Genomic DNA, 12,071 nt, shown 5'->3' on the forward strand with positions numbered 1-12,071 from the left:
GCGCTGCAACATATAGAGGCGCTGCTCGCGCTAAGTTATAAACATTAAAAGCGCTCTGGAATGCGTTCCACTACCGGTGCTAGCTTCAAAATAAGCTGTAAGCGGTCTCGAACAGCCAGCTTTTTGAAAATAGCGCTAAGATGCGCTTTTACTGTACGCTCCGTAATATCTAACTGACGCGCGACTTCCTTATTTGTAGCGCCGCGCACCACAGCAAGTGCAACGCCCCGTTCACGGTCGGTTAAATCTCCAAGCTGCTCTGTATTGAAAGAACTGCCACCTTCAGCCCTTTGCTGCAACGCTTTAAAAGAGCCTCCAAGCACCTTAGCAAGCAACTCTTGACCAACCCACACGCCTTGGTTAGTGACCACCAACGCCACTTGCTTAAGTACCTCGGGCGCAGCAAGCGTATGAACATATCCCCGCGCCCCCAGATCCAGTGACCTTAACGCCTCACGGTCATCCGGCGAGTAACTTAGTACAACAACAACAGCTCCCTTGGCAGTTACGGTACCGATAAGCTCTGACCACCCTTCAACAGTCGTAGACAGCCAAACCACATCATTAGGCTGTGTTTTATTAATAAACACATCTGGTTTGGAGGCTACCATCTCGGGAAACGCTTTTTTCCAACGCGCTTTTAAGTTTCCATCCGTCGTAATGAACCAATGCTTCATCAGCGTTCCCCCATGGAATCACGCCACGCTCTTAAGACAGGTTTCAGCATAAACTGCATCACTGTGCGCTTGCCCGTTACTATGTCCACTTGCGCCGTCATGCCGGGAATTACTTGTAGTTTATCGGCGACATTTTCGTTTTCTAAACTGCGCACCCGCACTTGATAGAAGGTATTACCGTCATCATCAGTAATGGTATCGGCGCTAATACGCTCAAGCTCGGCCTGTAAGCCACCATAAATGGCATAGTCATAGGCCGTCAGTTTGATAGTCGCAGGCTGCCCAGGATGCAAAAAGGCGATATCTTGCGGGGCGATGCGCGCCTCAACCAGCAGTTGGTCGTCAGTAGGCACGATTTCAACAACCTCTCCCCCTGGCTGAGCAACACCACCTATGGTGTTGATATGTATGCGCTGAACAATACCATCAACCGGCGAGCGAATTTCGGTCAGTCGTACCCTATCCTGCAAACCAGTTCCCGATTGTTGCAATGCATTTAGGTCGCCCAACGTTTGAGCCAGATCATTCCGCCACTCACTCCGGCGTTCGGCACCCAGCTCCAGCAATTGCCCTTCTGCTTCTTCCACCCCGGCCTCTAAACGTGAAACAGCGGCATCCGCTTGGTTACGCTCCCCTGTGGCACTAGATACATCTCTCTCTAAGCGCAGCACTTCTACCTCAGACACAGCCCCCGAAGCCAACAGCGGGCGAGTCAAGTTAAGCTCTTGACTGGCCATATTGACTTCACGCTGGGCTGTATCACGGCGAGCTTGCGCCTCTCGCAGCTCTTCCTGACGCTGACGAATGCGGTCATTAAGCACATTTTCTTGTTCGCGCAACTCTTCACGACGGCTTTCATAAACCTCGCGCTCTTGCATCACAATATCAGGCACTTCTTGACGGAGCTCTTCGGAAGGCTCAAACGCAGTGCCCGTTGCTAGCGCACGTAGCCTTTCAGCACGCGCCTGAAGCGCATAACGCTGGGCACGGTTTTCTCGAAAATCAGAAACAAAGCGCGTAGGGTCGATCTGCATCAGCACTTGACCTGCCTCGACGATCTGCCCTTCGCGAATAAAGATCTGTTCAACAACGCCACCATCAAAAGACTGGATACGCTGTAGTTGGCTTGCAGGGATCACTCGCCCTGCCCCACGGGTTACTTCATCGATAGAAGCAAAATACGCCCACACTAACAACGCAACCACAGTGAGCAGGACGGTATAGAGGAATAACCGTGCACGAATGGGCTCTTGCTGCATACGCGCCCAGTCGGTATCGCTTGCCCAATCGCGGTTTAGGTGGGCAGAGGTCACACGCTTGGCAAACAACCGATCCATAAAAGGGCGAAATGGTTTTTGGCCTTTTTCTGAAAAACGGCCAATGGCGTCAAAACCTTTTTGCTCGGTCGTGGAAGAGGGTTTACGCGCCATTACGATGCCCTCCCGATCTGGCCTTTACGCAATGCCTCTACCACTGTATCCCGCGGGCCATCCGCCACGACCTTGCCGGCATCCATGACAATAATTCGGTCGACCAATGAGAGGAGCGAGGTACGGTGCGTGACCACTAGGATGGTTTTGCCAGCAGCGACGTTTTTAAGGTTGGCTTTAAACGCTTCTTCGCTAGCATTATCCATAGAGCTTGTCGGTTCATCCAACAGCAGGATAGGCGGATCCTGCACTAGCGCACGGGCAATGGCGACAGACTGTTTTTGCCCGCCGGAAAGTGCTTGGCCGCGTTCACCTACTTGCAAATCCACGCCATGTGGGTGGTTGTTGACGAGTGACTCTAGGCCGGCCAAGTCAATCGCTCTAAGCAATGCCTCATCCTCAACGCGGTCGCTACCGCCACCCGCCACAATATTGTCCCGCAGAGATCCTGAAAACAGGCTAACGTCTTGAGGAACATAGCCAATATGACGGCGCAGCTGCAGTGGGTCTAACTGGCGAATATCCACGTTATCAACCAGCACGGCCCCCGAGGTTGGCTGATAAAACCCTAGCACTAGCTTGTTTAATGAAGATTTGCCGCAACCAATGCGGCCAAGTAACGCAACTTTCTCACCGGCTTTGACAGTTATCGATACATCCTTCAGCGCCTCGCGCTCTTCATTGGGGTAACGAAGAGTGACTTTCTCAAGGCGTATATTGCCGGCGAAGCTGGGCTTTTCTACATAAGCCTTGCCTTCATGGCGCTCAACCTTCTTATCCATTACCGCATTGAGTGACTCAAGCGCCGTGGAGGATTGATGATATTGCGCCAGCAGCGCTGCAGCCTGACTTATAGGTGCCATCGCCCGGGAAGAGAGCATATAAGCGGCAATCAACCCACCCTGGGTGAGGTTACCTTCGATGATTTGATATACACCGACGATAATGACGCACACCGCCACACTGTGCTGCGCCCACTGGGCCACGCTGGAGACTGAGGTGCTCACCATCTTAAGCTGCGCGCCAGTACGGGAAAGGAAGGCAGATGATTTTTCCCAGTGGCGCTGGATACGGCTTTCAGCCCGCAGGGCCTTAACATTTTCTAATTGGGAAATAGACTCTACCAACAGTGAGTTGCGCTGTGCGCCGACTTCCCAGGTAGTTTGAGAAAGTTCATGAAGCTTACCCTGAGCAGCCAGCGCGTAGAGCAGCACAAATACGATGCCCACCAATACCGGCAGCACTAGCCAGGGATTAATCAGCGCGATAATCGCCGCAAACATCAGTACGAACGGAAGATCGACAATCCCCAGAATGGTCGCAGAACCAATAAACGCGCGTACTGACTCAAAAGACTGGAGCGTCGAAGTGAACGAGCCGGTTGATGCGGGGCGCTCTTCTAAACGAAGGCCCAATGCTTTAGCCATGATTGAGGAAGAGAGCTTCACATCCGCACGGCTAGCGGCTAAGTCGACAAAGCTGCTGCGCATTAGCCTGAGTACCAAATCAAAGCACAGCACTATAAAGATGCCTATTGCCAGCACCCATAGCGTTTCCGTTGCCTGATTGGGCACTACTCGGTCATAGACGTTAAGCACGAACAGCGGCATGGCGATGGCAAACACATTGATCGCCACTGACCCCAACACGATATCGCGATAGAGAGGTCTGCTTTCGCGAATGACGCCCCAAAACCAGTGCTGATCGCGGCGTTTCTTGACGCCTGGTTCCGAGGCGTTATCCGCTAAAAACTTAGGGCGAACGTAAATAGCTTCGCCGCTATAACCTGCATACAGCTCTTCCAGGGGCAGTTCAACGTTTGATTCAGATAGTTCAGGAAAAATGACGTTCGCTTTTTGCTGTTTGAGATCTATCCCCAACAGTACGCACGCCCTACCTGGTTCCAGCAGTAGAATAGCGGGAAAGAGAGCGGGGTTAAGCGCCGACAGCTTACTTTTAACAATTCGCGCCGTCAGTCCAGCACGGGAGGCAGCCCTACCAAATACGGAAGGCGTTAGCTTGCCCTGCTCCAAGGGCAAGCCAGCTCTAAGGGCCTCTGATGACACCTCATGCTGATGAAATGAGGCAACCGCTTTCAAACATTCGAGTAACTCATCGCCTACTGGCTGCTCGCTAGCATTTGCAGCGATCGGCCTTTCCAGCTTGGTTTGTGTCACAGAAACCTCATTCCCCTAATGCCTATTTAGACATCTATTTCCCCTATGATTAGCGGAAGCCGCTAATCCTTCGCCGCCAGACGACGAACAACCCTGTTTTTTATACAGCAACATCCAGACACGTTAGCCGTTAGTGACAAACGTATCCTCGTGACTCAATTGTAGATTTTGAGAAGTAATGACTGGCTCCTCATTGGCGGAATAAGACAAAGCTATCATATCTACTTGAGTGGGTAGCGAAGAAATACCGCGCGTAAAGTCTTCTAAATTAAAGCCACGAGGCCCTTCCGTTCCACAGGCCATCTCAGCGCTAAGTGTGGCGTCGTCGTACCCCAATTCGTCAAGAGTGGGGATATCGTCACGCACCACTTCAAGGGTGTGCATAAGCTGCCCCATTGCTGCTAGCGTACGCGCTTGAGCCAAAGTTAAGTCAAACTCTGCATTCGCGTAGGCTCGGCTGGCTTCGAAGTACTCGTTTTCACTATCAAGCACGTCCAACAAAGTACGTTGGCCAATATCAAACTGCTGCTGGTAAGCCCCACGAACCCGGTTAATCGATTGGCGATGATCATTCAAATAGTTCAATTGCTCACCCAAACGCTGGGTATCGTTATAAGCAATTTGCGTGGTTTGACGTACGTTTGTACAAGCCGTTTCGCGCTGGTTGACAGCTTGTTCAATACGCGTGGCCGCCGCATCAAAAGCTGCACTATCAGAACCACCGCGATAGAGGTTCATGCTGGCGACCAGTTGAATACTGTGCTCATCACTGCGCCCAGCTATCGAGTCGTCTTGATTATTGGTGCCCGTACGTCCCTGTATATCCAGGCGGGGCATAAAGGCGGCCTTCGCAGCCTCTTGTTCCGCACGTTGCACAGCAATATTTTCAATCGCGGCATGGAACTCAGGGTTCCCCTCAAATGCCATTTCGATCGCTTGGTTGACACCAGCGGGTAGTTCATCGGCCAAGCTAGGTGCAGGCGACATATTCTGAGGAGGAAGTTCGCCTACGATACGCTGATAGCGAGCCGTTACATCGTGCAGGTTCGACGCCTCGGTCATCAAGTTGGATTCGGCTAATGCCAAACGGCCGCTAATTTGCTCTAGGTCAACGCCACGGCCCGCCCCGGAAAGCGCACGCTCTTCAATTTGCGAGAACACACGTTGGTGTTCGCGGTAATTATCTTGAGCTAAACGCACCATCTCGCGGTAGCGAAGCACATCAAGGTAGGTGCGAAAAGCTTCAAGCGTCACCTCTTCACTTGCACCCAGCAGCTCAAAATAGGCAATCAGCCGAGTGCGATCCAAACGCTCTACTTCGCTACGGGTGGCAAACCCATCAAACACCATTTGGGTGAGCGTGAGCTCAGCAAAGTCACTGCTATAGCTTCCGCGCCCATCATTTTGCTGGTCTTGCCGACCCACGCCCGCAGAGATATCAATAGAAGGCAAATAATTACCCTTTGCGACTCTGACATCGCTCCCAGAAGCGCTAAAGTTCGCCCATGCAGCGTTTACATCGGGATTAGTAATGATCGTTTGTTGAATAGTACTGGGAAGATCAGTGACACCTGGCGCGTAGAGGCTAGCGGGTAGCGACTGCGCTAATGCCGTAAGCGGGACACACGCTAACGTGGTCATTGTCAGCGGCTTAAAAACATGGTGACAGAAGGTTTTTTTTAGTCTCGATACGGCATTTTTTTTCATCGTCAGCGTTCCCTATGATGTGGCACTCATTGCACGCAGCTCATTATTCGTGTGACCCATTGAGCCATGCTGCACTATTGCTTCAAGCGTAAGCCCGCGAAGTCTCATCCCGAAGTGAGCCTGTGTCCCTCTACGAGCGCCCAATTTTTGAAGTAAACACATGGTAGATAAAACTTAATTAGCTGAGCTTAGCCTAATTTAGTTAATTTCCTACTCATCCTGAGGCTATAAAACCAAATGTCACAAAAAATTACAATAAGAACACCATTAAAACACAAAAAAATATTCAGAATTATTCGTTTTTCTGTGCTTGTTGCAGCCCGAGACCCAGCAGTATCAGCACTAGCCCAATCAACGTTGAAGGCAAAATAGGCTCTCCCACTACCAGGAAAAGTAACAGCAGTGATACAGGAGGTGAGAGAAAAATCAGGTTGGAGACTTTGGCCGTGCGCGACACTTTATGCACTGCCAACTGCCACAGAATGAAGGCCACCCCCATTTCAAATAGCCCCACATACACACCAGCACCAAAGGCAGGCCAACCGTGCCACTGGTAACCGGGGCCCAGTAATAGCAATAGGGTCAACACAGGTAGGCCAACGCTAAAGTTTTGCCACTGGCCAACAAGGGGTGGTCGGCTATCCCGCGCATTAAGCAGCCAATACAGCGCCCAAAGAAGAGTCGAAGCGAGTGCCAGCACGACCCCTAGCGGGTCGGCAAAAGAGACATTTAAAACCGCGCCTCGTGTTGCTATCACCCATACGCCTGCGTAGGCGACCAGCCCAGCAACAATATCCATACGCGTTAAGCGCTGCCCGAGCAAAGGCACGGCCAAAAATGCCATCGCTAAGGCCCAGGTGTAATTTAGTGCCATCGCCTCTTGCCCTGGGAGACGGTCATAGGCGGCGAAGAGCACCAAATAATAAGCCACTGGGTTCATAAGCCCTGCCCACGCTGCTGTCTTCCAACCGGTGCGCAACGCTGTGGCGATATTTCCCTGCTTGATGACCAGCGCCCCCATCAGTGCCCAAGAAACAAGCGCTGCGAGCCACATCAGCTCTAGAGGGCTCATCCAAGCGAGTGCCACTTTGAAGGCCGTTGCCACCGTCGACCATAATGCGACGGCCCCTAAGCCAAACAGGATTGCTTGCCTATCCTGATTCATCGGTCGATATGCCCTAAATCTCGACCCGGCTCCAACTGGTCGCGTACACGCTGCTTAAGAAGCTTGATATCTGGGAAACCGCCATCGCGCTTGCGCTCCCATAACAGCAGATCATCACACCAGATCTCGAACGTACCGCCATGGGAAGGGGCTAATGAGACCTCGCTTAAATCTTCACCAAAGGTTGAGAGCAACTCCTGTGCATACCAACCACTGCGCAGCAGCCATTGGCATTGCGTGCAATAACGGATTTGAATACGTGACATCCCTGATCTCCCAGGCAAGTTAATGTGGCATTCTAAAAGGATATTCTGTCATTTTGAGATGGCTTGAGATAGCTCTCTTGAAATAGCTCTCTTGAAATAGCTCTCTTGAAATAGCTCTCTTGAGACAGGTCGCTTGAGATAGGTCGATTAAGAAGGAGTCCCAATGGCCGAACATAACGTTTCACAAACTCGCCTGTATGAGTGGCTAACGGGCGATGACGACAGCCGCATGTGCGACGACATACCTGAAAGCGCCTGCGACGAACAACCGCGTAATTTTTTTCTACATATATGGGCCTCTTTGGGCAATAAACTGGCTGACGAGCTGTCGAGCGCGCGTTTAGTCTTACCCTGGCTGATGGGCATTATTGGCGCTCCCATCTGGATGGTAGGTCTGCTGGTCCCCATCCGAGAATCGGGTGCCCTGCTGCCGCAAATCTTCGTAGCGGGGTTTATTCGCTTAAAACCTAAGCGCAAATGGGTGTGGGTGGTCGGCGCGCTGACCCAAGCCTTCGCTGCCTTAACGCTTGCCGTACTGGCGCTGTTCGCCACCGGCACCTTGGGCGGAGCGTTAGTGCTCACAGCATTAGTTCTGCTCTCACTGGCACGTGGCTTATCCTCAATTGCCACAAAAGATGTGCTGGGCAAAACCATTGCCAAGCGCCGCCGCGGTACGCTAATGGGCTGGAGCGGCAGCATTGCTGGTGGTGCAACGCTGGTCGCTGGGACACTGCTAATGTTGTTTGAGAGCCGACCCGGCCATTTAGTGGTGGCGGTACTGCTGGCCATAGCTGCCTGCGGGTGGCTAATCAATGCCATCGCCGCCGCACGCATCAAAGAAGCCCCTGGGGCAGTAGAAGGCGGCGAAAACGGCTGGGACAGTATTAAACAGGGACTGTCGCTGTTAAAAGATGACCGTACTTTTTTACACTTCAACCTTGCCAGGGCGCTGCTGCTCTCAAGTGCACTCGCCCTACCCTACATCGCCCTGCTAGGGCAAAACCAAAGCGGCACCGACCTGGGAGGCCTGGGCATACTGATTGTGGTGTCGGGGCTGGCCGCGATGGTAGCTAGCCCGGTATGGGGGAAACGGGCGGATCAGTCGAGCCGTGGCGTGATGCGCGATGCGGCGATCGGTACCGCCATTTGCTGCGTAATGGGCGCTAGTTTAGCTTGGTTACCCGGCGAGTGGACACACAGTGTATGGCCCTATGCAGCGGTTTATGCACTACTCGTGATTGTTCACCACGGCGTACGCTTAGGGCGTAAAACCTACCTCGTCGATATGGCCAACCAAGATAATCGTGCGCTTTACGTGGCGCTCTCGAATACCTTAACCGGCGTCTTAATGTTGATTGTAGGTGGCCTTATTGGCGCCTTTGCCCAGTGGTTTGGTAGCGGCACATTACTCCTCGTGCTAGCGGCTACCGCCGTGGGGGCCATACTTAGCGCCCATCAATTACCTGAAGTCGAGTGACGCGCCACCGGTAACCACATGTATTCAAGCGTGCTATCGAGAGCTCTACCTACATTAGCGTAGCGTTCGCGATTGCAATGCGTGACAACGCTCGCCATGATAGGGCCGAATAGCAGTGATGTAGTGGCGCCTTTGCTATGCTGCCTATAATAAGTGATTGGAAATTCCGTTAGCTCATGGGCGAAAGCGACTGTGAACGACGGAAAGGATTGGAGCTGCAACAGGAACCCCTTGATGAAACGATCTCCATTGATCAGTCCAGAATTGCTCGAACGTATTGTTGACGCATCGGAAGACGGCATTGTCGTTGCCGAACAGGAAGGGGATGAAAATATCCTCATCTACGTCAACAAAGGCTTTGAACGCTTGACGGGCTATAGTGCTGATGAAATTCTGTATCGCGATTGCCGCTTTTTACAGAACGAAGACCGCGACCAGGACGCGCTTGTCGCCATTCGAGATGCGCTAAACGAGGGCCGACCTTCTCGAGAAGTACTGCGTAATTATCGCAAAGACGGCACCATGTTTTGGAATGAACTTTCCATTACGCCGGTCTATGACGAAGCAGACAAGCTGATGTATTACATTGGCGTGCAAAAAGATGTAACGGAGCGTGTAGAAACACAGCTTGCGCTAGCGGAGTTACAAAATCAGCGAGAAAACAGCTAATCATTAACTTTCTCACTAAAAAAAACTATAAAGCTTGAACTTCATCCCAACTGGCGTTATATAGCGGCAAGGCGCTTGAATTGCGCTAGGCGCTTCACTTTGCAGTTGGCATGTGTTTAATAAACTGCACATGTACTCGCGTGAAGCCGTTGTTACGCCGGCACGCCGGCTGGGTTGGAGGACATCACATGAGCCGTGATCCCCTAAGTCGTGAGACCCTAAGTCATGAAACCTTAGGCAACGAAACACTCGACTCAGATGAGTTCGAAAGCTTAGACGCCGTCAATGACGACCACTACAACAGAAGCAAACCGAGCAAAGCTGACAGCTTACGCGCGCGGCGCCAAGTCGAGGCGTGGTTGGAAGAGCGACGACTTCAGCGCGCCATCGAAGATGACTGGGACGAAGAAGAGTAATCCTTGAGCAGCTTGGCCTTCTCAGCAAATGAGCGGGCCTAGCTAGCCAACACCTCAAGTAGCCTAGCCTTTCCTGGTGCAGACCACTATCATCACGCTTCAGCCAGCAATAAGAGCCAGCAGTCTGCTGCTGTCGCTTTCTTCTTTTCAACAACTTAACGGATCTCCATGGCGCAATACGTTTTCACCATGAACCGGGTTGGCAAAGTAGTGCCGCCCAAAAAGCAAATTCTCAAGGATATTTCGCTCTCGTTTTTCCCTGGCGCCAAAATCGGCGTTCTGGGGCTTAACGGTTCGGGCAAATCCACACTGCTGCGCATTATGGCCGGTGTCGATAAAGAGTTTGAAGGTGAAGCTCGTCCGATGCCTGGCATCAATGTTGGCTACCTTCCACAGGAGCCGCAGCTAGATGACGAGAAAAACGTCCGCGACACCGTCGAAGAAGCACTGGGGGCGATCAAAGATGCCCAGGAGAAGTTGGATGGGGTGTATGCGGCCTACGCAGAGCCCGACGCCGACTTTGATGCGCTAGCCAGCGAGCAGGCCCGGCTTGAAAATATTATCGAAGCTGCTGATGCGCATAACCTGGAACGCAAACTTGACGTTGCTGCCGAAGCACTGCGACTCCCCCCCTGGGATGCCAAAGTGGGTAACCTCTCAGGTGGTGAGCGCCGTCGTGTAGCACTCTGCCGCTTACTGCTCTCCAGCCCCGATATGCTGCTGCTTGACGAGCCTACCAACCACCTGGATGCAGAATCGGTGGCTTGGCTTGAACGCTTCCTTCACGACTATAACGGTACAGTAGTGGCGATCACCCACGACCGCTACTTCCTGGACAACGTGGCGGGTTGGATTTTGGAGCTTGATCGTGGCCAAGGCATACCCTTCGAGGGTAACTACTCCCAGTGGCTGGAGCAGAAAGATCAGCGTTTGAACCAGGAAGCCAAGCAGGAAGCCTCGCGTCAGAAAGCCATCAAGCAAGAGCTTGAGTGGGTGCGCAGTAACGCCAAAGGCCGCCAGGCAAAGAGCAAAGCACGCCTCAACCGCTTTGAAGAGATGCAGTCTGGCGACTTCCAAAAGCGTAATGAGACCAATGAAATTTATATTCCGCCTGGCCCGCGCCTGGGCGATAACGTCATTGAGTTTCGTGATGTGGCTAAACGCTTCGATGACAAGCTGCTCTACCAGAACCTCTCCTTCACCATTCCCCAGGGTGCGATCGTTGGTATCGTCGGTGGTAACGGTGCGGGTAAATCGACGCTCTTTAAACTGATTACCGGTAAAGAGCAGCCGGACGAAGGCGAAGTCCTGGTGGGTGAAACGGTCGATATCGCTTACGTCGAACAGCTACGCGACGGCTTAGATGACAAGCAGAGCGTGTGGGAAGCCGTTTCGGATGGTCAGGATATCCTTAATATTAACGGCTACGAAGTCTCCTCGCGTGCCTATGTGGGTCGCTTCAACTTTAAGGGTAACGACCAGCAGAAGCGTTTGTCGGAGCTTTCCGGTGGTGAGCGCGGTCGCTTACAGCTTGCCCAAACGCTCAAGCAAGGCGCTAACGTGCTGCTGCTCGATGAGCCCTCCAACGACCTGGATATTGAAACCCTGCGGGCACTGGAGGACGCGCTTCTAGCCTTCCCGGGCTGCGCTATGGTGATCTCTCACGATCGTTGGTTCCTTGACCGTATCGCCACGCACATTATGGCCTTTGAAGGTGACTCTGAAGTGGTCTTATTTGAAGGCAACTACGCGGAGTACGAAGAGGATCATAGAAAGCGGGTCGGAAACGATACGCCTAAGCGCATGAAGTATAAGCGTATTGATGCTTAATCATTAGCATCACGCTGGCAGTCAATACTGACAGCAAAAGGCCCCGCAGAGCGGGGCCTTTTAGTTTGTGTTTGCACTGACGCTAGCGCAAAGCCCTAACGTCTGCGGCCGGTAAAAAATGACACAAGAAACAAAATAAGAAACAGCACAAACAAAATTTGCGCAATGGTGGACGCCGCCCCGGCAATGCCAGAAAAACCGACCGCCCCAGCGATGATCGCAATAATTAAAAACAGCACTGCATTGCCTAGCATCTT

Annotated in this window: 11 protein-coding genes; 4 read left to right on the top strand and 7 right to left on the bottom strand. The window is 52.4% G+C overall.

Translation table 11 applies throughout. The features are described 5' to 3' along the window. Window positions 1-44: 44 nt before the first annotated feature. The 6 genes from YERSI8AC_RS15410 to YERSI8AC_RS15435 form a co-directional block, all read right to left on the bottom strand. On the bottom strand, window positions 45-677 hold the full coding sequence (locus tag YERSI8AC_RS15410) for a response regulator transcription factor (RefSeq protein WP_022522751.1): 633 nt from the start codon (window positions 675-677) through the stop codon (window positions 45-47). Continuing rightward, window positions 677-2,107: an HlyD family type I secretion periplasmic adaptor subunit gene (locus YERSI8AC_RS15415; protein ID WP_159177024.1), complete on the bottom strand. Its 1,431-nt coding sequence runs from the start codon at window positions 2,105-2,107 to the stop codon at window positions 677-679. The genes YERSI8AC_RS15410 and YERSI8AC_RS15415 overlap by 1 nt, the downstream gene beginning before the upstream one ends. Next, window positions 2,107-4,284, bottom strand: a complete 2,178-nt coding sequence (locus YERSI8AC_RS15420) for a type I secretion system permease/ATPase (RefSeq protein WP_138800503.1) — start codon at window positions 4,282-4,284, stop codon at window positions 2,107-2,109. The genes YERSI8AC_RS15415 and YERSI8AC_RS15420 overlap by 1 nt, the downstream gene beginning before the upstream one ends. Before the next feature lie 123 nt (window positions 4,285-4,407). Further along, window positions 4,408-5,991 carry a TolC family outer membrane protein gene (locus tag YERSI8AC_RS15425; protein ID WP_159177025.1) on the bottom strand — a complete coding sequence of 528 codons (1,584 nt, stop codon included), beginning with the start codon at window positions 5,989-5,991 and terminating at the stop codon, window positions 4,408-4,410. A 292-nt stretch (window positions 5,992-6,283) separates the two neighbouring features. Further along, window positions 6,284-7,156 carry a DMT family transporter gene (locus YERSI8AC_RS15430; RefSeq protein ID WP_009287682.1) on the bottom strand — a complete coding sequence of 291 codons (873 nt, stop codon included), beginning with the start codon at window positions 7,154-7,156 and terminating at the stop codon, window positions 6,284-6,286. Next, window positions 7,153-7,422: a SelT/SelW/SelH family protein gene (locus YERSI8AC_RS15435; protein WP_022522748.1), complete on the bottom strand. Its 270-nt coding sequence runs from the start codon at window positions 7,420-7,422 to the stop codon at window positions 7,153-7,155. Before YERSI8AC_RS15435 ends, YERSI8AC_RS15430 begins: the two co-directional genes overlap by 4 nt. Before the next feature lie 163 nt (window positions 7,423-7,585). Between YERSI8AC_RS15435 and YERSI8AC_RS15440 the strand changes: the two genes are divergently transcribed. The 4 genes from YERSI8AC_RS15440 (at window position 7,586) to ettA (ending at window position 11,814) form a co-directional block, all read left to right on the top strand. Further along, window positions 7,586-8,899, top strand: a complete 1,314-nt coding sequence (locus YERSI8AC_RS15440) for an MFS transporter (protein WP_159177026.1) — start codon at window positions 7,586-7,588, stop codon at window positions 8,897-8,899. Between the two features lie 234 nt (window positions 8,900-9,133). Further along, window positions 9,134-9,568, top strand: a complete 435-nt coding sequence (locus YERSI8AC_RS15445; protein ID WP_138800500.1) for a PAS domain S-box protein — start codon at window positions 9,134-9,136, stop codon at window positions 9,566-9,568. A gap of 188 nt (window positions 9,569-9,756) precedes the next feature. After that, a complete protein-coding gene (locus YERSI8AC_RS15450; protein ID WP_022522745.1) occupies window positions 9,757-9,984 on the top strand; it encodes a PA3496 family putative envelope integrity protein in 228 nt (75 codons plus the stop codon). 168 nt (window positions 9,985-10,152) lie between these two features. Next, window positions 10,153-11,814: an energy-dependent translational throttle protein EttA gene (gene ettA / locus YERSI8AC_RS15455; protein WP_009287680.1), complete on the top strand. Its 1,662-nt coding sequence runs from the start codon at window positions 10,153-10,155 to the stop codon at window positions 11,812-11,814. Between the two features lie 95 nt (window positions 11,815-11,909). On the opposite strand, the gene YERSI8AC_RS15460 is transcribed toward ettA, so the two are convergent. Continuing rightward, window positions 11,910-12,068: a DUF1328 domain-containing protein gene (locus YERSI8AC_RS15460; RefSeq protein ID WP_022522744.1), complete on the bottom strand. Its 159-nt coding sequence runs from the start codon at window positions 12,066-12,068 to the stop codon at window positions 11,910-11,912. Between the last annotated feature and the right edge of the window lie 3 nt (window positions 12,069-12,071).

This window comes from Halomonas sp. 113, assembly GCF_904067645.1.
GTDB lineage: Bacteria > Pseudomonadota > Gammaproteobacteria > Pseudomonadales > Halomonadaceae > Vreelandella > Vreelandella titanicae.